This window comes from Streptomyces sp. NPDC051822 (assembly GCF_044452745.1).
Classification (GTDB): domain Bacteria; phylum Actinomycetota; class Actinomycetes; order Streptomycetales; family Streptomycetaceae; genus Streptomyces.
The window spans coordinates 83,403-106,014 of the sequence record NZ_JBITBZ010000013.1 but is presented as its reverse complement, the minus strand read 5'-3'; the positions used below and the strand labels follow the sequence as shown (position 1 = coordinate 106,014).

At 71.7% G+C, this 22,612-nt stretch carries 22 protein-coding genes and 1 tRNA gene; 8 read left to right on the top strand and 15 right to left on the bottom strand.

All coding sequences use genetic code 11. The annotated features are described in order from the left end of the window. The first annotated feature begins 454 nt into the window (after positions 1 to 454). Positions 455 to 2,698 (top strand): transglycosylase domain-containing protein, encoded by a 2,244-nt coding sequence (locus ACIA8N_RS31495; RefSeq protein WP_365781908.1) that lies wholly within the window; start codon positions 455 to 457, stop codon positions 2,696 to 2,698. Positions 2,699 to 2,819: 121 nt separating this feature from the next. Here ACIA8N_RS31495 and ACIA8N_RS31490 read toward each other — a convergent pair whose 3' ends face one another. After that, a complete protein-coding gene (locus ACIA8N_RS31490) occupies positions 2,820 to 3,284 on the bottom strand; it encodes a GatB/YqeY domain-containing protein (RefSeq protein ID WP_365781906.1) in 465 nt (154 codons plus the stop codon). A 74-nt stretch (positions 3,285 to 3,358) separates the two neighbouring features. Between ACIA8N_RS31490 and ACIA8N_RS31485 the strand changes: the two genes are divergently transcribed. The 3 genes from ACIA8N_RS31485 (at position 3,359) to ACIA8N_RS31475 (ending at position 5,164) form a co-directional block, all read left to right on the top strand. After that, a complete protein-coding gene (locus ACIA8N_RS31485; protein ID WP_365781904.1) occupies positions 3,359 to 4,297 on the top strand; it encodes a metallophosphoesterase in 939 nt (312 codons plus the stop codon). A gap of 17 nt (positions 4,298 to 4,314) precedes the next feature. Next, positions 4,315 to 5,052: a Pr6Pr family membrane protein gene (locus tag ACIA8N_RS31480; RefSeq protein WP_365781902.1), complete on the top strand. Its 738-nt coding sequence runs from the start codon at positions 4,315 to 4,317 to the stop codon at positions 5,050 to 5,052. A gap of 38 nt (positions 5,053 to 5,090) precedes the next feature. Next, positions 5,091 to 5,164: transfer RNA gene (locus ACIA8N_RS31475), tRNA-Pro, on the top strand. A gap of 88 nt (positions 5,165 to 5,252) precedes the next feature. Here ACIA8N_RS31475 and ACIA8N_RS31470 read toward each other — a convergent pair. From ACIA8N_RS31470 to ACIA8N_RS31430, 9 genes are all read right to left on the bottom strand, one after another. Continuing rightward, positions 5,253 to 5,540: an SHOCT domain-containing protein gene (locus ACIA8N_RS31470; RefSeq protein ID WP_365781900.1), complete on the bottom strand. Its 288-nt coding sequence runs from the start codon at positions 5,538 to 5,540 to the stop codon at positions 5,253 to 5,255. A 30-nt stretch (positions 5,541 to 5,570) separates the two neighbouring features. Next, positions 5,571 to 6,032 (bottom strand): DUF6325 family protein, encoded by a 462-nt coding sequence (locus tag ACIA8N_RS31465; RefSeq protein WP_365781898.1) that lies wholly within the window; start codon positions 6,030 to 6,032, stop codon positions 5,571 to 5,573. A gap of 221 nt (positions 6,033 to 6,253) precedes the next feature. Beyond that, entirely contained in the window at positions 6,254 to 6,592 is a 339-nt protein-coding gene (locus ACIA8N_RS31460) for a MerR family transcriptional regulator (RefSeq protein ID WP_359205574.1), read from the bottom strand. Positions 6,593 to 7,321: 729 nt separating this feature from the next. Further along, entirely contained in the window at positions 7,322 to 7,633 is a 312-nt protein-coding gene (locus ACIA8N_RS31455) for an SCO5918 family protein (protein ID WP_365781896.1), read from the bottom strand. Positions 7,634 to 7,715: 82 nt separating this feature from the next. Next, positions 7,716 to 8,039 (bottom strand): CBS domain-containing protein, encoded by a 324-nt coding sequence (locus ACIA8N_RS31450; RefSeq protein ID WP_399416844.1) that lies wholly within the window; start codon positions 8,037 to 8,039, stop codon positions 7,716 to 7,718. A gap of 50 nt (positions 8,040 to 8,089) precedes the next feature. Continuing rightward, the gene (locus ACIA8N_RS31445) at positions 8,090 to 9,613 is read right to left on the bottom strand and encodes a DEAD/DEAH box helicase (RefSeq protein WP_365781894.1); all 1,524 of its coding nucleotides are present in this window, start codon (positions 9,611 to 9,613) and stop codon (positions 8,090 to 8,092) included. A gap of 299 nt (positions 9,614 to 9,912) precedes the next feature. After that, positions 9,913 to 10,116 carry a cold-shock protein gene (locus tag ACIA8N_RS31440; RefSeq protein WP_030209733.1) on the bottom strand — a complete coding sequence of 68 codons (204 nt, stop codon included), beginning with the start codon at positions 10,114 to 10,116 and terminating at the stop codon, positions 9,913 to 9,915. Positions 10,117 to 10,436: 320 nt separating this feature from the next. Next, positions 10,437 to 11,246 carry a hypothetical protein gene (locus ACIA8N_RS31435; RefSeq protein ID WP_365781892.1) on the bottom strand — a complete coding sequence of 270 codons (810 nt, stop codon included), beginning with the start codon at positions 11,244 to 11,246 and terminating at the stop codon, positions 10,437 to 10,439. A gap of 145 nt (positions 11,247 to 11,391) precedes the next feature. Next, complete coding sequence (locus ACIA8N_RS31430; RefSeq protein ID WP_365781890.1) at positions 11,392 to 12,270, bottom strand: glycosyltransferase family 2 protein; 879 nt, start codon at positions 12,268 to 12,270, stop codon at positions 11,392 to 11,394. Positions 12,271 to 12,489: 219 nt separating this feature from the next. On the opposite strand from ACIA8N_RS31430, the gene ACIA8N_RS31425 reads away from it, so the two are divergent. Beyond that, positions 12,490 to 13,674 carry a protein kinase gene (locus ACIA8N_RS31425; protein WP_365781888.1) on the top strand — a complete coding sequence of 395 codons (1,185 nt, stop codon included), beginning with the start codon at positions 12,490 to 12,492 and terminating at the stop codon, positions 13,672 to 13,674. A 37-nt stretch (positions 13,675 to 13,711) separates the two neighbouring features. On the opposite strand, the gene ACIA8N_RS31420 is transcribed toward ACIA8N_RS31425, so the two are convergent. Both ACIA8N_RS31420 and ACIA8N_RS31415 read right to left on the bottom strand, forming a co-directional pair. Beyond that, on the bottom strand, positions 13,712 to 13,993 hold the full coding sequence (locus ACIA8N_RS31420) for a hypothetical protein (protein WP_365781886.1): 282 nt from the start codon (positions 13,991 to 13,993) through the stop codon (positions 13,712 to 13,714). A gap of 84 nt (positions 13,994 to 14,077) precedes the next feature. Beyond that, positions 14,078 to 15,448 carry a tetratricopeptide repeat protein gene (locus tag ACIA8N_RS31415; RefSeq protein WP_365781884.1) on the bottom strand — a complete coding sequence of 457 codons (1,371 nt, stop codon included), beginning with the start codon at positions 15,446 to 15,448 and terminating at the stop codon, positions 14,078 to 14,080. A 194-nt stretch (positions 15,449 to 15,642) separates the two neighbouring features. Between ACIA8N_RS31415 and ACIA8N_RS31410 the strand changes: the two genes are divergently transcribed. Continuing rightward, complete coding sequence (locus ACIA8N_RS31410) at positions 15,643 to 16,683, top strand: Lrp/AsnC family transcriptional regulator (protein ID WP_365781882.1); 1,041 nt, start codon at positions 15,643 to 15,645, stop codon at positions 16,681 to 16,683. Between the two features lie 113 nt (positions 16,684 to 16,796). Here ACIA8N_RS31410 and ACIA8N_RS31405 read toward each other — a convergent pair whose 3' ends face one another. Continuing rightward, complete coding sequence (locus ACIA8N_RS31405; RefSeq protein WP_365781880.1) at positions 16,797 to 17,627, bottom strand: class I SAM-dependent methyltransferase; 831 nt, start codon at positions 17,625 to 17,627, stop codon at positions 16,797 to 16,799. Between the two features lie 62 nt (positions 17,628 to 17,689). On the opposite strand from ACIA8N_RS31405, the gene ACIA8N_RS31400 reads away from it, so the two are divergent. Then, positions 17,690 to 19,513, top strand: coding sequence for a prolyl oligopeptidase family serine peptidase (locus ACIA8N_RS31400; protein ID WP_365781878.1), 1,824 nt, complete (start codon positions 17,690 to 17,692; stop codon positions 19,511 to 19,513). A 65-nt stretch (positions 19,514 to 19,578) separates the two neighbouring features. After that, positions 19,579 to 20,319 (top strand): SURF1 family protein, encoded by a 741-nt coding sequence (locus ACIA8N_RS31395; RefSeq protein WP_365781876.1) that lies wholly within the window; start codon positions 19,579 to 19,581, stop codon positions 20,317 to 20,319. A 53-nt stretch (positions 20,320 to 20,372) separates the two neighbouring features. On the opposite strand, the gene ACIA8N_RS31390 is transcribed toward ACIA8N_RS31395, so the two are convergent. Together ACIA8N_RS31390 and ACIA8N_RS31385 are read right to left on the bottom strand one after the other, a co-directional pair. Continuing rightward, the gene (locus tag ACIA8N_RS31390; RefSeq protein ID WP_365781874.1) at positions 20,373 to 21,482 is read right to left on the bottom strand and encodes a hypothetical protein; all 1,110 of its coding nucleotides are present in this window, start codon (positions 21,480 to 21,482) and stop codon (positions 20,373 to 20,375) included. 146 nt (positions 21,483 to 21,628) lie between these two features. After that, positions 21,629 to 22,354 carry a SigE family RNA polymerase sigma factor gene (locus tag ACIA8N_RS31385; RefSeq protein WP_399416843.1) on the bottom strand — a complete coding sequence of 242 codons (726 nt, stop codon included), beginning with the start codon at positions 22,352 to 22,354 and terminating at the stop codon, positions 21,629 to 21,631. Between the last annotated feature and the right edge of the window lie 258 nt (positions 22,355 to 22,612).

Below are 22,612 nucleotides of genomic sequence, written 5' to 3'. Positions count from 1 at the left end.
ACGTTACGGAAGGTAGGCACAGCGCAACACCCCCTTCGGGCCCAATCTTGGATGGCCCGAACGGACTATGCGTACGCGTCAGATCACCCAGGGGAGTGAGCGAAGGACATGCGTGTGATAGCGGACATACCGCTCAGATACGCCCGTCCTCGGCGGGGCCACTTCGGGCACCGCGTGACACATGAGCCTGATTCGGACACGAGGTTCCCGTGTTTCGGGGTCACGGGAACGTGCGCCGCTGTCACACCCGGGTCGTGATGCGGGACCACACTGCTGTGACAGTTGGGGGCAGCTTAGGCCAAGGCATATACGCCTGTCCGGCGAATGAGAACGTCGGCGCCCGGGCGGCGGGGCGGCGGCCCGGCGGCCCCTGGATGTCACGGTCTGGTACTCGAACGCTCCGAGAAGCCCCCGCTCTGCGGTACGCACAGAACTTCGGATTAGGCTGCCCCCCATGGCAAAGAAGCGCTCGGGCGGTGGTCTGACCGGGACCCAGCAGGCCGCCAAGTTCCTCGGTGTCAGTGTGCTCGCCGGAGCCGTGCTGGCAGGCATCGCCCTGCCCGCGGCCGGCGCACTCGGGCTGGCCGCGAAGGGCACGGTGGAGGGTTTCGACGAGATCCCCTCCAACCTGAAGACCCCACCGCTGAGTCAGCGCACCACGATCCTCGACTCCGAGGGCGGGCTCCTCGCCACGGTGTACTCGCGGGACCGGAAGGTCGTGCCGCTGGACAAGATCTCCCCGTACATGCAGAAGGCGATCGTCGCGATCGAGGACGGGCGCTTCTACGAGCACGGGGCGATCGACCTCAAGGGCGTGCTGCGCGCGATCAACCGCAACGCGCAGGAGGGCGGGGTCGCGCAGGGCGCGTCGACGCTCACCCAGCAGTACGTGAAGAACGTCTTCGTCGAGGAGGCGGGTGACGACCCCGAGAAGGTCGCGCAGGCCACCCAGCAGACCATCGGCCGCAAGGTCCGCGAGCTGAAGTTCGCGATCCAGGTCGAGGAGGAGCTGGGCAAGCACAAGATCCTGGAGAACTACCTCAACATCACGTTCTTCGGGCAGCAGGCCTACGGCATCGAGGCCGCCTCGCAGCGGTACTTCTCGAAGCACGCCGCCGACCTGAACCTGGGCGAGGCCGCGATGATGGCCGGCCTGGTCCAGTCGCCGAGCCGCTACGACCCCATCAACGACGTCCAGGAAGCCACCAAGCGCCGCAACGTGGTCCTCCAGCGGATGGCCGACGTCGGGGACGTCAGCCAGGCCGAGGCGGACAAGGCGAAGGCGGCCCCGCTCAAGCTGAAGGTCAAGACGCCGAAGAACGGCTGCATCACCGCCGTCGACGGCGCCGGCTTCTTCTGCGACTACGTCCGCAAGACGATCCTCACGGACCCGATCTTCGGCAAGACGGCCGAAGAGCGCCAGAAGCTGTGGAACCTGGGTGGTCTCACCGTCAGGACCACGCTCGACCCGAAGGCGCAGGCGGCGACCAACGAGGCCGCCGTGGCCAAGGTGAACAAGGACGACGGGGTCGCGACCGCCGTCGTCCAGGTCCAGCCGGGCACCGGCAAGATCCTGTCGATGAGCCAGTCCCGCCCGTACGGCCTGGACCAGAAGCAGCACCAGACCACGCTCAACCTCGCCGTCGGCAGCAAGATGGGCGGCACCACGTACGGCTTCCCGGTCGGCTCGACCTTCAAGCCGATCACGGCCGCCGCCGCCCTGGAGAAGGGGCTGAGCCCGGCGCAGAGCTTCGACACGCCGTGGAAGATCGCCCTGCAGGAGAACGACTTCACGCGCTGCGACGGCAGGCCCGCGGGCAACCAGGAGTGGTCGGTCCAGAACGAGCTCGAGTCCGAGAAGGGGGCGTACGACATGACGAGCGCCCTCGGCAAGTCCATCAACACCTACTTCGCCAAGCTCGAGCAGATGGCCGGCCTCTGCGAGACGCTGACGATGGCGAAGAACGTGGGCTACGAGCGCGAGCTGGGCAAGCCCATCAGGCAGAGCCCCTCCGCCACGCTCGGCAGCCTGGAGAGCACCCCGCTCGACATGGCCTCCGTCTACGCGACGTTCGCCAACCGCGGCATGTACTGCACCCCGGTCGCGATCCAGTCGGTCAAGGCCGCCAACGGCGACAAGCTCAACGTGCCGCAGACCAAGTGCACGCGCGCGATGAGCGACCGGACCGCCGACACCATCAACCAGATGCTGAAGGGCGTCGTCGAGGACGGCACCGGTACCCGGGCCGGTCTGAGCGACCGGGACAACGCGGGCAAGACCGGTACCACCGAGGGCCGCAAGGACGCCTGGTTCGTGGGCTACACGCCGAACCTGTCGACCGCCGTCTGGGTCGGCGACGACGTCGGCAAGCGCGACGAGATGTTCGACATCACCATCGGCGGCGTCTACTACGACAAGGTCTGCGGTGGCTGCCTCCCCGGTCCCATCTGGAGGATCGCGATGACGGGCGCCCTGGACCCCTCCGAGAGGCCGCAGTTCAACCCCGTCTCCGTACCGAGGGCCGAGAAGCCCAAGGACCCGGAGAAGGGCGACGAGGGCCCGAACAAGCCCCGCAAGCCGCGTGACGACAAGCCGGGCGACACCGAGCCGATCAGCCCCTTCCCCGGGATCACGATCCCGCCGGAGATGCTGACCGGCGGAAACGGCCGCGGCAACGGAGGCGGCGGAGACCGCTGACGGCACGGCCGTAGCCGCAGAACCACGAGGAAGGGCGCCCCACCGTGGTGGGGCGCCCTTCCTCGTACCGGCTCAGCGCGGAGGTACCGGCTCAGCGCGGACGTACCGGCTTCGCGCCGGATCAGCCCGCGAGCAGCTTCTTCACCGAGGCGGCGACGCGGCCGCCGTCGGCCTGGCCGGCCACCTTCGGGTTCACGATCTTCATGACGGCGCCCATGGCACGCGGCCCCTCGGCGCCCGCCGCCTTCGCCTCCTCGACGGCCGCCGCGACGATCCCGTCGAGCTCCTCGTCGCTGAGCTGCTTCGGCAGGTACGCGTCGAGGAGCACGCCCTCGGCCCGCTCCCGCTCGGCGGACTCGGGGCGACCGCCCTGGGCGAAGGCGTCCGCGGCCTCGCGGCGCTTCTTCGCCTCCTTGGCGATCACCTTCTGCACCTCGTCGTCGGAGAGTTCGCGCTTGGTCTTGCCCGCGACCTCCTGCTTGGAGATCTCGGTGATGGTCAGCCGCAGAGTCGAGGAGCGCAGTTCGTCGCGCTCCCGGATCGCGGCGTTGAGGTCGGCCTGGAGCTTCGCCTTCAGCGTGGTCATGAGGTCAAGTGTGTCAGGTGAGCAGCCCCACCCGCCCGCGCATTTACGCTCCTCGGGTCTGCGACGATGGGGGGATGCGCGCACGGTACGGGCTCCCCCTGAAGATCACGGCAGGCCTCACGGCGACGGCCGCCGCCGGAATCGTCTACGCGGCCGGTTACGAGGCACGCTCGTTCCGGCTCCGCCGCGTGACGGTGCCGGTGCTCCCTCCCGGCATGAGCGACCTGCGGGTCCTCCAGGTCTCCGACATCCACATGGTGAGCGGCCAGCGCAAGAAGCGCGCCTGGCTCCAGTCCCTCGCGGGGCTCCGCCCGGACTTCGTCGTCAACACCGGTGACAACCTGTCCGATCCGGACGCGGTGCCGGAGGTGCTCGACGCGCTCGGCCCGCTGATGGAGTTCCCCGGGGTGTACGTCTTCGGGTCCAACGACTACTACGGGCCCAAGCTGCGCAACCCCGCCCGCTACCTCCTGGAGAAGGCGCAGGGCCGCCACGGCCTCAACGGCAACAAGCCCGCCGTCGGCGCCGTCCACAACCCCTGGGAGGGGATGCGGGACGCCTTCGACGCGGCGGGCTGGGTCAACCTCACCAACACCCGCGGCCGGCTCCGACTGCCGCAGGCGGAGCTGGCGTTCACCGGTCTCGACGACCCGCACATCAAGCGCGACCGGTACGAGCGGGTGGCCGGCGGCCCCGACGCGACGGCCGACTTCACACTCGGCGTGGTCCACGCCCCGTACCTGCGCTCGCTCGACGCCTTCACGGCCGAAGGGTACGAGCTGATCCTCGCCGGGCACACCCACGGCGGGCAGCTCTGCATCCCCTTCTACGGGGCGCTGGTCACCAACTGCGACCTGGACACCGACCGGGTGAAGGGGCTCTCCACCCACACGGCCGGCGACCGGACCTCCTACCTGCACGTCTCGGCGGGCTGCGGCACCAACCGGTTCACCCCGGTCCGCTTCGCCTGCCCGCCCGAGGTCACCCTGCTCACCCTGACGGCCCGCGCCTGAGCCCTTACGGTGAGGGCATGCTCACGCCACGCTCGGCGGCCGTGCCGGCCGCCGCCGTCATGCCCCTCGCCCCGCGCCGCCCGTACGCGGCGGCCTTCCGGGGCCTGATCGCCCTGTCCGCGGCGACGGGGCTCGTCATCGAGTGCGTGTACGGGAACGTGCTCGTCGTCCTGAGCTTCTTCACCATCTGGTCCAACGTCCTGGTCGCCCTCGCCCTCGGCTGGGGCGCCGTCCGCGCCTGGACCCGCCGCCCGCCGCTCCCCGCCCCGTGGACCGGTGGCGTCCTGCTCTGCATCACGGTGGTCGGCCTCGTCTTCCACCTGGTCCTGGACAACGAGGCGAGCGAGTTCGACCAGGCCGCCGAGATCGCCCGCCTGACCGGCGCGAAGGCGGTGGCCAACCAGCTCCTCCACACCGTGACGCCGATCGGCACGGCCCTCGACTTCCTGCTCCTCACCCTGCCGGGGGCCCTGAGGTGGCGCCACGCGGCCCAGTGGCTCGCGCTCCCCGGCCTCTACCTGGCCTTCGCGCTCACCCGCGGCGCCCTGCTCTCCCCCGGCGCCCCGACCCGCTACACGTACCCCTTCCTGGACGTCGCCGCACTCGGCTACGCCGCCGTCCTCACGAACGCCGTCGTCCTCGGCGCGGCCTTCTACGCCCTGGGCCTCGCGATCGTCGGCCTCGACCGCATCCGACCTGCACCGCGACGCCCCGGTAACCGGATTTCGTCTCAGCGCGCGCGTGGGCTAAAGTAATCGATGTCGCCGCGACGAGAACAACAGAGCAGCGACATCGGGGTGTAGCGCAGCTTGGCAGCGCGCTTCGTTCGGGACGAAGAGGTCGTGGGTTCAAATCCCGCCACCCCGACAGCCGTAAGACCAGTTCAGGGGCCTGATTCGAGAGATCGAATCAGGCCCCTGAGTGGTTTCCGGAGACCTCGGCACGGCGGGTGGTGTCACGAGGCGAGGATGCGGCTCTTCTGCGCCGCGAACTCCTCCTCGGTCAGGACGCCTTGCTCCTTCAGCTCTCCGAGTTCCTTGAGCTGGGCGATCTTGGCGCTCATGTCGTCGGCCGGTGCGGCAGGCGCAGGCGCCGGGGGAGGCGCCGGTGCGGGCTGTTCGTGTGCCGCCGGTTCCTGCTGGGCCCAGCGGCCCGCCTGGCGCCGTGAGACCCGGTTGGAGACAGCGGTCGCCGTTCCGGCCACCACGGCGGTGCGCGCCACACCTCGAAGAAGTCCTGGCATGTCGGTGCTCCTTGTTTGTCCTCAGGGGCGTCAGGCGGCGGGTCCGTCACCCTCTGCCGCCTCCGCGGCTTCGAGCGAGGCCAGGAGGGCTTGTACGGGGATGCGTCCGCCCGCCACGAGTTGCGCGCCGCCGCGCCGCAGGGCCCGCGCGAGGGGAGCGGCCCAGAGGTTCTCGTACACCAGGATTCCGGCCGCGTTGCCGGGTTCGAGCGCCATCCCCGCCTCCTCGATGTCGTCCTGGCCCAGAAGCCCGGACGACGCGCCCTCGAACACGGACAGGTCGAGCCGGCCGTCACCGTCCAGATCCGCCAGCTCCAGACCGACGACGCTCCCGTCGACGTCCTTTCGGACGAACAGGAGGTCGAGAACGCGGATGACGCCTCGGTCCACCAGGTCGAGAAGCAGGGGGAAGCCCTCGCCCGTCATGCGGTTGCCCGGGAACTCGATGACCAGGAAGTCCACCGGTCCCATGTCTTCCAGAACGTCGCTCATGGCCACTCCGTACACGCCGCTCGCAGGATTTGGCCGCGCCCGGTCCATCCCGCCGTATCCCGCGGGGGATGGTCGGACGGAGCTCTTCGTCCATTGCAGCATTGGCCGGAGCACTCCGCATGTTCGCCCTTCCCGACCAGGTCAGGGGCCTGATCCGCGTGTGCGGTTCAGGCCTCTGCGTGGTTTCCGGGTCCGCTCACCAAGCGCCCCACTCCCTCGCCTCAGGCGTCGGTCGACGGTCCGGACGACTCGGCGGCGCGGCGGTATTCGGCGTTGATGCGCTGGGCCTCTTCGAGCTGGTCCTCGAGGATGATGATGCGGCAGGCGGCTTCGATGGGGGTGCCCTGGTCGACGAGTTCCCGGGCGCGGGCGGCGATGCGCAGCTGGTAGCGGGAGTAGCGGCGGTGGCCGCCCTCCGAGCGCAGCGGAGTGATCAGGCGGGCTTCGCCGATGGCACGGAGGAAGCTCTGGCTCGTGCCGAGCATTTCGGCGGCCCGGCCCATCGTGAAGGCGGGGTAGTCGTCGTCGTCGAGACGGCCGTACGAGTCGTCTGCTGTCATTTGCACCTCTCTCGGGAACGCGTGGAGGGGCCTTGGTGCCGTACGGCACCAAGGCCCCGAAGGAACTACTACACCATCTGCCGGCCTAGGTGATGCGCCGGCCTTCTGTGTCCGCCGGCCCGACCGAGACACTGTCGGGCTGCGGGGATCGCGGTTGCTTGACCGGAGACCACCTCACTATCGATGTCCTGCGGTACCCGGGCTCACTACTTCCGCCCGGGCGATCCTGATGGCGTGGCCCCTCCGTTCTTCCCTCGATGATCAACCACTTACACGGGGTACTGCGTACTGCTGGTACTGCTGGTACTGCGTACTGCACTCACACGGGCACCGCATCTGCCATGACCGCGGTCCCGCTGCGGCGGCCCCTCATCACTGCGGGCCACCCGGTCCGGCCGTCAGTCCCGTCGCCGTCGTGCAACCACCCTGGCTTCGGTACTCCACCGCCGCACCGTTCTGCGAACTGCACCTACAGGTACTGCCTTACAGGTACTTCCGGCCGGCAGTTCATCTCTGCCAGGCCCTGTTGTCTCTCTGGGCTACGAGAGAAACCATATCCACGCCCACCATCAATGTCTACTCTGGCCGCCATAGATTTTCCTGTGCCCTGTCGGGAGGTAATCCGCTTCGAACAGTGAAGCGATTCGGTGGCGCGCAGGCCCGGGTACGCGGAAGGGCCCGACCGGCGTGTGCCGGTCGGGCCCTTCTGGCGGTTCGGGTGTCAGGCGGTCAGACCGCCAGGGGGGCGCCGAGCATCGCCGAGGCGTGCTGGAGCGGGTCGACGGCGCGGGTGGGCGCGACGGTCCTGGGCACGCTGCGGCAGGTGAAGCCGAGCTTGACCATGGCCCGCGTGACTTCGTCGGCACTGAAATCGCGCCGGTCCTGGCGGGTGATGACCTGGCCGACCTGCTTGACGGGATAACTGCGGCGGCCGATGATCACGGACTCGCCGGTGATCTCCTCGGGCTTGACGCCCTTCATGGACTCCAGGACACCGTTCTTGGTGAGCTCGAACGGGAAGCGGGCGATGACACAGCGCACGATGCCTCACAGGGAGTGGAAGGGATGGTTCCGCCGGGGGAGGCGGTTCCGCGGGGGAGGCGGTTCCGCCGGGGGAGGTGGTTCAGCGGGCCAGGGCGAGAGCGCCCGGGGTGAGCCGTACGTCGTCGGGTACGTCCGCGCCGGGGACGTCGCGCAGCCGGAGCCGGTCCGTGTAGGCGGCGCCCTCGCGGACGCCGGCCAGCTGGACCCGGGTGACCGTTCCGGTGCGCAGGCCGTCGTTGTCGCAGACGAGCAGGTGCCCGGTGCGGGCGCCGGCCATGACGGACAGCGCCACCTCGACGGTCATGTCGTCAGGGACCTGAAGTCCGGCCGTGTCGGCCAGGACGCCCAGGTCCGCCAGGCCGGCCGGCCCCTCCGTGGGGAACCGTGTCTGGAACTGCGTCACAACGTGCCTCCTGCGGAGATGGGTCGGCTTCCGGTCGACGGCGCGGGGTTTCAGGCCGCGGCCGCGCCGGACGCGGACTGCCGGCCGCCGCCCGCGCGCCGGCCGGCGCCCGAGGGGCGGCGACGGCCTCGGGAGGACGAGCCGCGCTTGGGCCGCTCGGCCTGCGGCGGCGCGGTGATCGTCACGGGGATGCCGGAGGGTGCCTGGGCGCCGGTGATCCGGCGGAGCGCCTCCTCGCCGGAGCGGACCTGGGTGGTCTGCGGCACGATGCCCGCGGTCGCCATGAGGCGGGTCATGTCGCGGCGCTGGTTGGGGGTGACCAGGGTGACGACGCTGCCGGACTCGCCGGCCCGGGCGGTCCGGCCGCCGCGGTGGAGGTAGTCCTTGTGGTCGGTCGGCGGGTCCACGTTCACGACGAGGTCGAGGTTGTCGACGTGGATGCCGCGCGCCGCGACGTTCGTCGCGACCAGGACGGTGACGTGCCCGGTCTTGAACTGGGCGAGGGTGCGGTTGCGCTGCGGCTGGGACTTCCCGCCGTGCAGGGCGGCCGCGCGGACACCGCAGTCCAGCAGGTCCTGGGTGAGACGGTCCACGGCGTGCTTGGTGTCGAGGAACATGATCACCCGGCCGTCGCGCGCCGCGATCTCCTTCGTCGCCCGGTGCTTGTCGGCGCCGTGCACGTGGAGGACGTGGTGCTCCATCGTGGTGACCGCGCCCTGGGAGGGGTCCACGGAGTGGACGACCGGGTCGGCGAGGTAGCGGCGGACCAGCAGGTCGACGTTGCGGTCCAGGGTCGCGGAGAACAGCATGCGCTGGCCCTCGGGGCGGACCTGGTCCAGGAGCGCGGTGACCTGGGGCATGAAGCCCATGTCGGCCATCTGGTCGGCCTCGTCGAGGACGGTGATCGCGACCTGGTTCAGCCGGCAGTCACCGCGGTCGATGAGGTCCTTGAGGCGGCCGGGGGTGGCCACGACGACTTCGGCGCCGCCGCGCAGCACGCTCGCCTGCCGGCCGATCGGCATCCCGCCGACGACGGTGGCCAGGCGCAGCTTCACGGCGCGGGCGTACGGGGTGAGGGCGTCGGTCACCTGCTGGGCGAGTTCCCGGGTGGGGACCAGGATCAGGGCCAGCGGCTGACGGGGTTCGGCGCGCTGTCCGGCCGTACGGCCGAGGAGGGCCAGGCCGAAGGCGAGGGTCTTGCCGGAGCCGGTACGGCCGCGGCCGAGGACGTCACGGCCCGCCAGGGAGTTCGGCAGCGTCGCGCCCTGGATCGGGAAGGGCACGGTCACGCCCTGCCCGGTGAGCGCGTCCAGGAGCGCCTTGGGCATGTCGAGGTCGGCGAACGCCTCGACGGCGGGCAGTGCCGGGGTGATCGTCTTCGGCAGGGCGAACTCCCCCTGCGCGGCGGCGGGGCGCCGGCCGTGGCCGCCGGAGCGGTTCGGGCCGCCCGAGCGGGTCGGGGCGGACGAACCGAAGCGGCTGCCTCGGGTGGAGCCGTTCGTGGAGCCGAAGGTGGAACCGCCGGTGCGGCGGCGGGCGCCTGAGGAACGGGTGTTCGTACGGGTGGGGTTCATGCAGAACCTTCCTCGATACGGCACGTATCGAGGAATTCCGGCAGCGAGTGAGCAGCGCACGGAATCACGGCACGAGCCGAAAGAATGCGAAATTGACTTGGCCCACGGGAATTCGTGTCGGCGCAAGGAGAAATAGGTGACGACTCACGGAAGGGAATCCGGTGCGTCAATGGGTACGACCCCCGAGGGGTTCGCACCTGAGAAATGCCGTCCCGCAGGTGGACTCACTGCGGAAACGCGTGCAGCTGGGGCCCGCACCCCGAGGGATGCGGGCCCCAGCTACGGTCTGCGCGTCAGCGTCAGGCGGGAACGATGTTCTCCGCCGTCGGGCCCTTCTGGCCCTGCGCGATGTCGAAGCTGACCTTCTGGCCTTCCTGCAGCTCGCGGAAGCCGGAGGCGGCGATGTTCGAGAAGTGGGCGAACACGTCAGCGCCGCCACCGTCCTGCTCGATGAAGCCGAAGCCCTTTTCCGCGTTGAACCACTTCACGGTGCCAGTAGCCATGTCATATCTCCTTTGGGCAGTGCATCGGCGCCCGTACTGTACGGACGCCGAGTCGCCGCGATGATGCCCCGCCCGGAAAATGAACCGGAAAAATAAGCAGCGCTTCCATGAGGCACGGAGGCCGACCGGAAGCACGTGAAGATTTTGGGTACCAAAACTGCAACTACTTCGACAGTAGCACGCCGCCGCAGTGCACGTCGGGGCAAATATCTTCCCTGCGTGTTTCGGTGAAAAACTCTCCGTGCGAGGACCGTCAAATTCTCGGCCCGCCGACACAGGTATTCATTCACCCCGGGTGCAGCGTTCCGGTTTTCCGGGTTCTACGCGGCCGTGCGGTTGCCCTCCTCGTCGCAGGGCAGGTCCGTCGCCGGGTGGTTGGTGAGGAAGTCGCGGGTGGCCTGGCGCTCGACCTCCGCGATGGCGGTGGGTGCCACGTCGACGATGCCGCCGAAGGGCCGGTCGACGTCCCTGATGATGCACAGGGTCGTGGTGAGCAGCGCGGTGATCACGGCCAGGGTGAGGATCTGACCGCGGTTGTTCCGGCGGGGCAGGCACACGCCGAGGGCGATCACGGTGATGGTGAGGGTGGCGAGCAGGAACCAGAAGATGGCGCTGGGGATGCTCGCCGTCGCCTGGGTCAGCCGCTCCTCGCGCTCCTCCGAGCGCTTGTTGTCCGCGGCCACCAGCATGCCGAAGACCGGCTTTCCCTCCACCTCGCGGAAGACGCGCCGGAAGTCGGTCGCCCAGACGCTGGGGGCGGCCGAGCCCTTGCCGTCCGCCATGGCGGGCCATTCCTGCTCGCGTACGGCGCGGGCGTAGCAGACGGCGTCCGCCTGGACCTCCGCCCGCTGGGCCGCGGGCGCGTACTCGGCCGACTCGACGAGCTGGTCGACGGCGCGGGCCTCGCCTCGGGAGGCGACCTCGGCCTTTCCGTACGAGCCGTTGGCGGTGACGAGGACGAAGGCCAGCAACAGGACCGTCAGGGTCAGCAGGGGGCCCACCATGTCCTTCACCCCCATGCCCGTGTCGTCGTCGTCGGCGACGAGCCGGGGACGCAGGAAACGGTTCGCGGCGAGGCCGGCGAGCAGAGCGAGGGCGGCGACGACGATGACGAGGACCAAGACGGCCACCTCCAGAGGAGTGATCGGGGGAAGACCCCGACGCCAGGGGGGCCGTCGTGTTCGCTTCCACCCGTCCGCGGCGGCCGGAACAGCGGAAACGTTCGCTCACCCACGATCGGGGGACGCCGCTTGCGCCGGAGGAACCACGCCGGGCTCAGATCACCGGCGGGCGCCCCAGGCGGGTCATCCGGCCGACCGTCGACCAGCGCATGGGCCGGCGGGGGCCGCCGGAGCGGCGGACGCCCTCCGCGAAGCCGGCGAACCAGGAGCCCAGGCCCGGCAGGGAGCGGGTGCGGGCCAGGGTGAGGAGGGTCCAGACGCCCAGGTAGACGGGGACCAGCGGCGCGGGCAGGTTGCGCTTGGCCAGCCAGACCCGGTTGCGGGCGGTCATCCGGTAGTAGACGGCGTGCCGGGCCGGGCTGGTCCTCGGGTGCTGGAGGAGGAGCGCCGGCTCGTAGATGACCTTCCAGCCCGCGTCCAGGGCGCGCCAGGCGAGGTCGGTCTCCTCGTGGGTGAAGAAGAAGTCCTCCGGCCAGCCGCCGATCTCGTCGAGCATCACCATCGACAGGCCGTGGCCGCCGCCGAGGAAGGTCGTGACCTCCCCGCCGCGCATCGGGTCCTTGGCGCCCAGGCGCGGAACGTGGCGCCGCTGCGTCTCGCCCGTCTCGTCGGCGATGCGGAACGACACGACGCCGAGCGCCGGGTCCCCCTCGTACAGGTCGGCCAGGCGGCGGAAGACGTCCGTGTCGACGAGCAGGCCGTCGTCGTCCAGGTCCACCACCACGTCGACGTCGCCGAACGCGCGCAGCGTCTCGATCGCGACGTTCCGGCCGCCGGAGACGCCCCGGTTCTCGGGCAGTTCGACGCCGGTCACGCCCTCGGGAAGCTCCGGGAGCGTCCCCGTGCCGTTGCCGACGACGACGATCCGGGCGGCCTGCTCGTCCTGGCGCGCCACGGCGTCGAGGAGAGCCCCCAGCTCGGCCGGGCGCGTGCCCATCGTCAGTACCGCCACACCCACACGAGGTCGCGCCACGACCACTCCGTTCCACGTCCACCGGCGTCCGCCGGCACTCACTCCGGACTCACTCCGGGCCGCGATGCTAGCCGGAGGCGGCACCGTGCGTTCACCCGCGCCTCGGTTGTCGTCCATCGGAGGGGGTGGTGGGGGGAGCGCGGCGAAGAGCGCGGGCGGGCGGCTCTACGCTGGTTCCCTTCCGTCAAGTTGATCGATCGTCGAAAGGGTGGTCTCCAGGTGCTGGTCGCGGACCGATATCGGCTTCACGTGTGTATCGGCCGGGGCGGCATGGGCGAGGTGTGGCAGGCCACCGACGAGGTGCTGGGCCGGCCCGTGGCTGTGAAGCTGATGCTGGCGCAGTCGACGGATCCGTCCGCCGGTGACCGGTTCCGGCTGGAGGCGCAGACCGCCGCCCGGCTGAGCCACCCGCACGTCGTGGGGGTCTTCGACTTCGGCACGTGGGACGGAAAGCTGTTCCTGGTCATGGAGTTGGTGGAGGGCGACAGCCTCGCCGGGAGCCCCTCCGATCCCCTGATCCTGCCCGCCGAGCGGGTCGCCGTGGTCGCCGCCCACGCCGCCGCAGGTCTCGCCGCCGCGCACCGGCAGGGTGTCGTGCACCGGGACATCAAGCCGGGGAACCTGCTGGTCGACGCCGAAGGGACCGTGAAACTGGCCGACTTCGGCATCGCGCGGTTCGTCGACGATCCGTCGGCGGGGCTCACGACGACCGGCCAGATCGTCGGCACGGGGCTCTACCTGGCCCCCGAGCGGGCCCTCGGGCAGCCCGCCTCGTCCGCCTCCGACGTCTACTCGCTCGGCTGCGTCCTCTACCAACTGCTGACCGGCCGGCCGCCGTTCCGGGCCGACACGGCGACGGCCCTGCTGTACCAGCACATCGACACCGCCCCCGTGCCGCCCGGCCGGCTCGGGGTGGCACTGCCGCCCGAGTTCGAGACGTACCTGCTGAGCCTGCTGGCCAAGCAGCCGGAGCAGCGGCCCTCGGCGCAGGCCATCGCGGACTGGTTCTCCTCCGGCGCCTGGCGGGCCTACCCCCGGGCGGCCCAGCACCACGGTCCGGCCCAGCAGCACCATGGTCCGGCCCAGCACCACAACCCCGGACCGCACTCCGCCCCTCACCACAACCCGGGCGCGCAGCGGCCCGCCGCCGGCCGGCCCGCGCCCTCCGCGATGTCCGCGCCTGCGTCCGCGCCCATGCCCATGCCGGCGCCCGTGCCCCGACCGGGCCAGGCACACAGACCCGCGCCCGCCGGAGTGCCCGCGTCCCGGCGGCGTGAGCGGCCCGGCAGTACGACCACGGCCCTTGCGGAGCTGTCCCGGCGCCGTCCCCGCAAGACGGCCGCGGTGGCCGGGGCCATCGCCTTCGTCGTCTTCCTGGTCATCGGGATGGCCTTGCTGTCCTGAGGCCGCGCCCCGTGCGGCGTACGGCCCAGGGGCGCCCTCAGTACGGCCTCGGCGCCATGACCAGCGCCTCCGCGTCCTCCGACGCGAGCAGGAGGCAGCGCGGCACACCGGGCCCCGGGGTCGCCCGTACCAGCACCGTCGTCGGCGGGTCGGTCGGCAGTTCGACCGGGATGGTGACCGGCCGGTCCCCGCGCGTCTCGGCGTAACCGGTCTCCTTGCCGTCGACCAGGACCTCGACGACAGGGCCGTGCCCGGTCTGGACGGTCGCGGAGACCGAGTGGCCGAGGTAGTCGATGTGGAAGTGGTGCCGTCGCTTCATGGGTCACCTCCGTGCCTACCTCAAGAGTAGGTACGGAACCACGCTTCCGCGCTCCGCTCCGGTACGCCCGCCCCCGGGCCCCGCCTAGAGCGTCTCCGCCAGGGCGAACAGGCCGATCCTCGCTCCCTCGTCGTACGCCTGCCGCAGTTCCGGGTCGGCCAGCACCCGCCGCAGCTCCACCTCGCTGCGGTCCCGGACCGTCGCGCAGTACGCCGCCGGCCGGTACGAGCCGTCGAAGACCGAGGTCCGCAACAGGTCGACGGCGCCCAGCAGGTGGGCGGCGGCCTCGGGACGCCCGGTCAGGAGCCGCAGTTGCGCCAGGAGTTCGGCCGCGCAGGCCGCGCCGACCGCCGAGCCGAGCGCCAGATGCCCACGCAGCGCCCGCCGGGCGTGCCCGGCGGCCCGCTCCCGCTCCCCGTCCCAGGCGAGGAGCTCGCCACGTGCGTGGTGCGCCCAGGCGTCGGCCCACTGGTCGCGGCCCGCCCACGCCCGCCGCGCCGACGGGTCGAGCACCAGCTCGTCCAGGGCCTCCTGCGCCGCCTCCGGATCGGTGCGGCTGAGCGCGAGGGCAAGCGCCGCCCAGCACAGCTCCCTGGTCGGTCCGAACTCCGGGCACTGCCCGATCAGGTCGAGGGCGACCCTGAACTCGGCCGCCGCCGCGCGCGTACGCCCCTGATAGAGGGCGACCGCGCCGCGCAGATGGGCGAGGAGACCCAGGACACGGTCGTCGCCGTCCGGTGCGGCCGCCGCCCACGCCTGGACGAGGAGCGGGTCGGCGTCCTCGGGGCGGCCCGACTCCAGCTCCAGGAAGGCGGCGAGCCACAGGGCGCGGGCCGGCGGCGGTCCGGCGTGCAGGGAGAGGGCGTGGCGCAGTCGGGTCCTGCCCTCGACGACCCGCCCGCAGGCGACCCACAGGAACCACAGGGAGACGGCGATCTCGACGGCCGAGCCGGCCTCGTCGCTCGACGAGAGCGGCGCCGTCGTCGGGTCCATGGCGGCGGCCAGGTCGGGGAGTTCCCGCAGGGCGAGGTCGCGGGCGTCGAGCTGCCGGCCGCTCTGCCACCAGTCGGAGGCCCGCCGGGCGACCTTCACGCACCACCTCCGGTGGCGCAGGACGACGGAGTGCCGGTCGCCGCGCGCGGTGAGCCGGCGGGCGCCCACGGCCCGCATCGGGTGCGGCATCCAGTAGCGGTGGGTGTCGTTCTCCCCGTCGAACAGGTCGTCGACGGGGAGGAGCGCGGCGGGGGCGAGCCGGTCGAGAACCGACTGGATCCGCGCCGCCGGCAGGGCGCCCGCAGCGCACACCTCGTGGACGGCGTCCCTCCCGAAGGCCCCCTCGAAGACGGAGAGGCGTTCCCACAGGAGTCGTTCGGCGGGGCCGCAGCGGGCGTACCCGAGCTCGGCGGCGGCGAGCTGTTCGGGGCTCACCGGCTCGCCCCACAGCAGTTCCGTCATCGGTGGTTCCCCGGTCCCCGCGTGCCCCATGTGCCCAGTCCCCCGTCTCGACTTCCTCCGCCCGCGTCCTGACGTGTGACCGAGTCAATGGCGAACATTCGCCGTTGCGGCTTGAATGCAGAGGCCCCGGCTCACATCCTGGGGCGCTCCGGGACCCACACCCAAGGATTCCCAGGGATCGGCCAAGGAGGAAAATGCGCACCGGGGAATCCGTCCTGGGAGAGCCGGATCTCTCGCTGATCCACGCACTGCAGATAGCCCCGCGCGCCAGCTGGACACAGCTCTCGGCGGTCCTGGGGTCGAGCCCCGACACCCTCGCCCGGCGCTGGGAGCACCTCACGGCCGGAGGGTACGCCTGGAGTTCGCTGCTGGCCGCCCGCCGCGGCACGGACGCCATGCTCTACGCCTGGATCGAGCTGGAGTGCGTCGCGGGCGACGCAGAGGCCACCGCGACCGAGGTCGCGAGCGACGCGTGCACCCTCGGCGTCCACCAGGTGACCGGGGACTCCGATCTGGTCCTCCTCGTGGCCTCCCCCGACCTGTACGCCCTCGACGCCTATCTCGCCGGGCGGGTGCGGCGGCTGCCCGGGGTGCTCCGCGCGCGTACCCAGGTGGTCACCCGCCTGCACAACCGCCCGTACCGGTCACGGATCGAACAGCTCACCCCGGCGCAGGTCCAGCTCCTCACGGAGATCACGGGCGGGGTACGGCGGCCACGCACGCGCGTACCCACCGGCCCTAACCTCACCGAGCTCGACCACCGGCTGGTCGCGGAGCTGGCGGGGGACGCCCGCCGCAGCGCCGCCGAGCTGGCCCGGACGTGCGGTACGAGCGAGTCGACGGTACGGCGGAGGCTGGACGTCCTCACGACGGGCGGCGCACTCCACCACCACTGCCTGCCTGCCCCGAGGTTCTCCGGGCGCCCGGTGTGGGCGCTGGTCACCACCGACGTACCGCCCCTCGAAGTGCCGGCGACGGTGGCGGCGCTCGCCCGGCTGCGCCAGACCCGGCTCGTCACCTCGGTCACGGGGCCGCACAACCTCGCGGTCGCGCTGTGGCTCCGTACCGTCGACGAACTGCACGAGGTGACGGCCTCGCTCGTACGGGCCGCCCCGGCGCTGCGGATCGCGGGCACCGCGCTGTCGCTGCGCACCCACAAGATCGGGGCGCAGGTCCTCGGCCCGGACGGGCGGCGCATGCATCACATACGCCCCGACGTACCGCGTACGCCCTGATACACGGTCCTCACGCTCCCCGTCCGGGGCGTGCTCCCAGGGCGGCGTCGCCGTCATCAGGCTCGGCGGCCAGGGATCCTAGGCGGTACGGAAGGGCTGGGGCGTAGGCCCGCTCAGGCCGGTCTTGACGCCTTGATCGAATACATCAGCGGGATGCGGGGGCGGTCGGCCGGGAAGCGGTAGTAGCCGTCCTCGTGCCGCTGGAGGGCGCCGTAGCGGGGGATCAGCGAGGCGTCGTGCTCGTGCAGGAACTCGATCCGCAGGCCCGCCTTCGCGAGCGCCGTGACGACCTCGCCGACCGGGTGCACCCACTCCACGCTGCGGTTGTGGACGGTGGTGGCGTCGAGGTCGGCGTAGGTGCCCGGGCTGGTGTCCACCCACGGGTCGCGGACGAAGTAGTCGTACACGAGACGGCTGCCGGTCTCGTCGTCGAGCGAGTCGGTCAGCGGGTGGAACTCGGCCACGTAGAGGAAGCCGCCGGGGGCGACGAGCGAGGCGGCGATCTCCGCCCAGCGCTCGATGTCGGGCAGCCAGCACAGCGCGCCGGTGCCGGTGTAGACGATGTCGTACGACGGGTCCGGCACGGCCTCCGCGGCGTCGTACACGTCGGCGGCGACGAAGGCGGCCCGGTCCTGCGTGAGGCCCAGGTCGGCGGCGAGCGAGCGGGCGGTCTCGACGGCCGGCTCGGAGAAGTCGAGGCCGACGACGTGCGAGGCGCCGTGGCGGGCCCAGGAGAGGGTGTCGAGGCCGATGTGGCACTGGAGGTGCAGCAGGGAGCGTCCGGTGACGTCGCCGACCTCCGCGAGCTCGAAGTCTCGCAGGGCGTCCTTGCCGGCGCGGAAGGTGTCGAGGTCGTAGAACTCGCTCGCGGCGTGGATCGGGACGCGCTCGTCCCAGCGGGCGCGGTTGGCCTCGTGCCAGTCGTCGGGCGTCGGGGAGTACATGTCGGCGAGGTTATCCACAGGTTGAGGGTGACGCGACCTGATTGTCCGCCGCGCGGAGCATCATGGGTGCCATGACTGAGAGCAAGGCAATCGACACCCCCGTCTGGGAGCAGCGCTTCCGCGCTCCGCGCGTCTCCCTCCCCGAGTGGGCCGAGGAGGCCCCCGACCGCTCGCTGTTCGTGTCCAACGCGACGGGGACGTACGAGCTGTACGCCTGGGACCGGGCGAGCGGGGAGCAGCGGCAGGTCACGGACCGGCCGAACGGCACGACGGACGGCACGTTGTCGCCGGACGGCGCCTGGATCTGGTGGTTCGCGGACACCGACGGGGACGAGTTCGGGGTGTGGATGCGGCAGCCGTTCGGCGGCGGCGCGGACGAGCCGGCCGTGCCGGGCCTCGACGCCTCCTATCCGGCGGGGCTCGCCATCGGCCGTGAGGGCACGCTCGTGGTGGGCCGCTCCACCGACGAGGACGGCTCGACGGTCCACCTCGTCCGCCCCGGCTCTGACACCCCGGTCGAGATCTACCGGCACCGGGAGTCCGCGGGTGTCGGCGACCTCTCCCACGACGGTTCGCTGATCGCGATCGAGCACACCGAGCACGGGGACGCGATGCACTCGGCGCTGCGGGTGCTCCGCGCGTCGGACGCGGGCGTGGTGGCCGAGCTCGACGACACCAAGGGCGGTACGGAGGAGCTGGGCCTCGCGGTCCTCGGCTTCGCGCCGGTGGCCGGGGACACCCGGCTGCTCGTCGGGCACCAGCGGCGCGGCCGCTGGGAGCCGATGCTCTGGGACGTGGTGGCGGGCACCGAGACGGACCTGGCGCTCGACCTGCCGGGGGACGTGTCTGCGGAGTGGTATCCGGACGGCTCCGGTCTGCTGATCGTGCACAGCTTCGAGGCCCGCAGCGAGCTGTGGCGGTACGAGATCGCCACCGGCGCCCTGGTGCGGGTGGCGACCCCGGCGGGCTCGGTGTCGAGCGCGACGGCCCGGCCCGACGGCTCCGTGGAGTACCTGTGGTCCTCGGCCGCCGAGCCGCCGGTGGTGCGCTCCACGGCGGGCGGTGTCGTCCTGGACCCGCCGGGACCGAAGGCGCCGCCGTCGGTCCCGGTGGAGGACGTGTGGGTGGAGGGCCCCGGGGGCAGGGTCCACGCGCTCGTGCAGCGCCCGGAGGGCGAGGGCCCGTTCCCGACGGTGTTCGAGGTGCACGGCGGCCCCGCCTGGCACGACAGCGACGCCTTCGCCTCGGGCCCCGCGGCCTGGGTGGACCACGGGTACGCGGTGGTGCGGGTCAACTACCGGGGCTCGACGGGGTACGGCCGGGAATGGACGGACGCCCTCAAGCACCGGGTGGGCCTGATCGAGCTGGAGGACGTGGAGGCGGTCCGCGCGTGGGCGGTGGAGAGCGGCCTCGCCGACCCCGGCCGGCTCGTCCTGTCCGGCGGCTCCTGGGGCGGCTACCTCACGCTCCTCGGCCTCGGCACGCAGCCGGACGCCTGGGCGGTGGGCCTCGCGGCGGTCCCGGTCGCGGACTACGTCACGGCGTACGAGGACGAGATGGAGGCCCTCAAGGCGCTGGACCGGACGCTGCTCGGCGGTTCCCCCGAGGAGGTGCCCGAGCGGTACGCGGCCTCGTCGCCGCTGACGTACGTGGACGCGGTGAAGGCGCCGGTGCACATCTCGGCCGGCGTCAACGACCCGCGCTGCCCGATCCGCCAGATCGACAACTACGTGGACCGGCTCGCGTCCCGGGGCGCGGTCCACGAGGTGTACCGGTACGACGCGGGCCACGGCTCGCTCGTGGTGGAGGAGCGGATCAAGCAGGTCGCCCTGGACCTGGCGTTCGCCGCGAAGCACCTGGGGGGTTCCCTGGCGAGCCCGGCCTGATCGACGAGACACCGCCCGGGGACCCGGCCGACGGCGGGCCGAGCCGCCTTGCGTACCGTGGGAGCGTGTACCGGTTCCTGAGAACGCCCCGCTGGTGGGGGATCAACGTCTTCGTCCTGCTCGCGATCCCGTTCTGCGTCTTCATGGGGACCTGGCAGCTGGGCAAGTTCGAGGATCGCGTCGACTCCCACCGGGAGGCCGAGGAGCGGCCCGCCGCGAGCTCGCTGAAGGCGGAGCCGCTGGACGCCCTGCTCCCGGTGGACAAGGAGACCTCGGGCCGGTCGGCGCAGGCGCGCGGCCGGTTCGGGGAGCAGTTCCTCGTCCCCGACCGCGAGCTGGACGGCCGGAAGGGCTCGTACGTCCTGACGCTGCTGCGGACGGACGGCGGCCGGTCCCTGCCGGTGGTCAGGGGCTGGCTCCCCACGGGCGCGGACGTCCCCGCCGTGCCGTCGGGCGAGGTCACGGTGGAGGGCGCGCTGCAGGCTTCGGAGAACCCGGGCACGAAGGGCGTCCACACGGCCGGCGGACTGCCCGAGGGGCAGCTCGGCATGATCAGCGCGGCGGCCCTGGTGAACGTGGTGACGGACGACGTCTACGACGCCTGGATCACCCTCGCCGACTCCCCCACGGGTCTCACCCCGGTGCCGGCGGCGGCAGCGGCGGGCACGAGCCTGGACGCGAAGGCCTTCCAGAACCTGGGCTACACCGCCGAGTGGTTCGTCTTCGGCGGCTTCGTCCTCTTCATGTGGTTCCGCCTCGTGCGCCGCGAGGCGGAGGCGTCACGCGACGAGGCGCTGGGCCTGTAGAGGCCCGGCACGGACCCTGACGGGTGGGGGACGCGAGCGCCCCCCACCCCGGTTCAGGAGCCGTTCAGGACGCCGGTCCGGTAGATGGTGCCCGCGCAGGCGTTGGGGATGAGCGCCGACGCCGCCGGGCCGCCCGGCTCCGCGATGTGGCTGACCAGGACGGAGCCGTCCGCGAGGCCGCCGTCGGCGACGAGCAGCTGGGGCGCCGCACCGGTGTCCGCGCCCGTGCCTGTGTCGGTACCCGTCTCCGTTCCCGTGCCGGTACCCGGGCCACCGCCGGGGTCGGGGGTGCTCGGGGGATCGGTCGGGGTCTCGGTCGGCGGCGGCGTGGTCGGCGGCTCGGACGACGGGGGCGGCTCCGGCGTCGGGGTGCCTCCGGTCGTCGGGCAGGTCTCGCTCGGCACCCAGACGAACTTCACCTCGTAGGAGCCGCTCGGCTTCAGGAGGAGCGCGGACGACTCCTGCGAGGGGTCGGGCAGTCCGCTCCCGCCGTCCCCCGAGGTGTGCCGGGTCACCGAGATCCGGGCCGGGTCGGCCGCGCCGCGGGCCTCGAAGCTGACGACTCCGCTGCCGTCCACGACACAGTCCTGGCCGGAGACGTTGGCGATGCGGAAGGTGCCGTGCACCTTGCCCTCGCCGTCGGGCCCGCCGGCCTGGGCCGCGCTGACGCCGAGCTGACCGGCCGTGCACCGCGGTGTGGAACCGGTGTCCACGCCGTCCGTCGGCCGCGGGCCGCCGCCGGACACGCCGGGTTCCGGCTGCTGCGGCTTGCCGGAGGGGCCGTCGGCGGCGCCCTGGCTCGGGGACACGCTGCTCGCGGGGGCCGTGGAGCTCTTGCCGCCCTCGACACCGGTCTCGGTGCCGGTGCCGCCCTGGGCGTCCTCGCCGTGGCCCGCGTTCACGGGGGTGCCGGCCACGGAGATGCCGCCGGAGGCGGCGACGTGCACGAAGGCGGGCACGGCCGTGCCGATGAGGACCGCGGCGGCCGCGGCGCCGACGATGGCCTGGCGCTTGCGGGCGCGCCGGACGGGCACGGCGCGGTGCAGGTGCTCAAGGGAGCCGGCGGAGGGTTCGATGCCGGACACGGCGCTCTGGAACAGCCGCCGCAGCGCGAGTTCGTCGTCCCCGTCGCCCTCGCCGGGGCCGGGCTCGATGTTCACCATGCGCTGTCCACTCAGGTCGTCATGTTCGTCTCGGGCGTCACTCGTGGCACTCGTGGCACTTGTGGCACTCGCGGCATTCTCCACAGGCTCGACGGGCTCGACGGGGTCCACGGGCTCCACCCCGCCGTCCTTGCCAGGTGCCTCGCTCATGTCGTCGCTCCCATCGCGACGCGCAGCGCCGCGATGCCCCGCGAACCGTACGCCTTCACCGAGCCCAGGGATATCCCGAGCGCCTCGGCGACCTGAGCCTCGGTCATGTCCGAGAAGTAGCGCAGGGCGAGCACCTCGCGCTGACGCCGCTGGAGTCCGCGCATGGCCTTGATCAGGTCCTCACGCTCCAGCTGGTCGTACGCGCCCTCCTCGGCGCTGGCCATGTCCGGCATCGGCTTGGACAGCAGCTTGAGTCCGAGGATGCGGCGGCGCAGCGCGGACCGGGAGAGGTTCACGACGGTCTGGCGCAGGTAGGCGAGCGTCTTCTCGGGCTCGCGCACCCGCTTGCGGGCCGAGTGGACGCGGATGAACGCCTCTTGGACGACGTCCTCGCAGGAGGCCGTGTCGTCGAGGAGCAGCGCGGCCAGACCGAGCAGCGACCGGTAGTGGGCGCGGTAGGTCTCTGTCAGGTGGTCGACGGTCGTCCCTGCCGACACGCCCTCGGCGCTCGTCCGGGGGGAGGGGATGCCGTCGACCGCGCCGGTGCGGGATCCGGTGGGCACGGGGGCGATCACCGGCATGCCGCTGAGAGCGCGCGGTCGTCTGAAGGGGCTGACCACGGAGCCGCGTACGGGGACGACGGCGACGCTCCGCACGGGGAGCACCGCTGTGCCCGCGCCGCCCAGCGGAGCGATGGTCGCGATGTCGAGTACCTCTGCCACGCCTGTTGGACACGCTTCCCCCGGGCAGGGTTGTACGCGTACGGCACCTTTTTTGTCGGTGCGTTGTTCGTCCTCATGCGTAACCGTTCTCCCCCGATGCCCCGCTTTCGCGCGTTTTCCGCGCCACACGACCATGAGTGAACGCAGAGACGCCTCCCACCCAACTACTGGTTGCAGCACGCGGGAAGAGCATCGTCGATCACGGCATCACCGCAGTTCAAGAGGTATTTGACGCCTATTTGCTCACAGCACCTTCAC

Bases quoted from the DNA above. Each gene is read 5' to 3' on its own strand.
- ACIA8N_RS31495 (WP_365781908.1), top strand. From the start codon at position 455: ATGGCAAAGAAGCGCTCGGGCGGTGGTCTGACCGGGACCCAGCAGGCC.
- ACIA8N_RS31490 (WP_365781906.1), bottom strand. From the start codon at position 3,284: ATGACCACGCTGAAGGCGAAGCTCCAGGCCGACCTCAACGCCGCGATC.
- ACIA8N_RS31485 (WP_365781904.1), top strand. From the start codon at position 3,359: ATGCGCGCACGGTACGGGCTCCCCCTGAAGATCACGGCAGGCCTCACG.
- ACIA8N_RS31480 (WP_365781902.1), top strand. From the start codon at position 4,315: ATGCTCACGCCACGCTCGGCGGCCGTGCCGGCCGCCGCCGTCATGCCC.
- ACIA8N_RS31470 (WP_365781900.1), bottom strand. From the start codon at position 5,540: ATGCCAGGACTTCTTCGAGGTGTGGCGCGCACCGCCGTGGTGGCCGGA.
- ACIA8N_RS31465 (WP_365781898.1), bottom strand. From the start codon at position 6,032: ATGAGCGACGTTCTGGAAGACATGGGACCGGTGGACTTCCTGGTCATC.
- ACIA8N_RS31460 (WP_359205574.1), bottom strand. From the start codon at position 6,592: ATGACAGCAGACGACTCGTACGGCCGTCTCGACGACGACGACTACCCC.
- ACIA8N_RS31445 (WP_365781894.1), bottom strand. From the start codon at position 9,613: ATGAACCCCACCCGTACGAACACCCGTTCCTCAGGCGCCCGCCGCCGC.
- ACIA8N_RS31440 (WP_030209733.1), bottom strand. From the start codon at position 10,116: ATGGCTACTGGCACCGTGAAGTGGTTCAACGCGGAAAAGGGCTTCGGC.
- ACIA8N_RS31420 (WP_365781886.1), bottom strand. From the start codon at position 13,993: ATGAAGCGACGGCACCACTTCCACATCGACTACCTCGGCCACTCGGTC.
- ACIA8N_RS31415 (WP_365781884.1), bottom strand. From the start codon at position 15,448: ATGACGGAACTGCTGTGGGGCGAGCCGGTGAGCCCCGAACAGCTCGCC.
- ACIA8N_RS31410 (WP_365781882.1), top strand. From the start codon at position 15,643: ATGCGCACCGGGGAATCCGTCCTGGGAGAGCCGGATCTCTCGCTGATC.
- ACIA8N_RS31405 (WP_365781880.1), bottom strand. From the start codon at position 17,627: ATGTACTCCCCGACGCCCGACGACTGGCACGAGGCCAACCGCGCCCGC.
- ACIA8N_RS31400 (WP_365781878.1), top strand. From the start codon at position 17,690: ATGGGTGCCATGACTGAGAGCAAGGCAATCGACACCCCCGTCTGGGAG.
- ACIA8N_RS31390 (WP_365781874.1), bottom strand. From the start codon at position 21,482: ATGGTGAACATCGAGCCCGGCCCCGGCGAGGGCGACGGGGACGACGAA.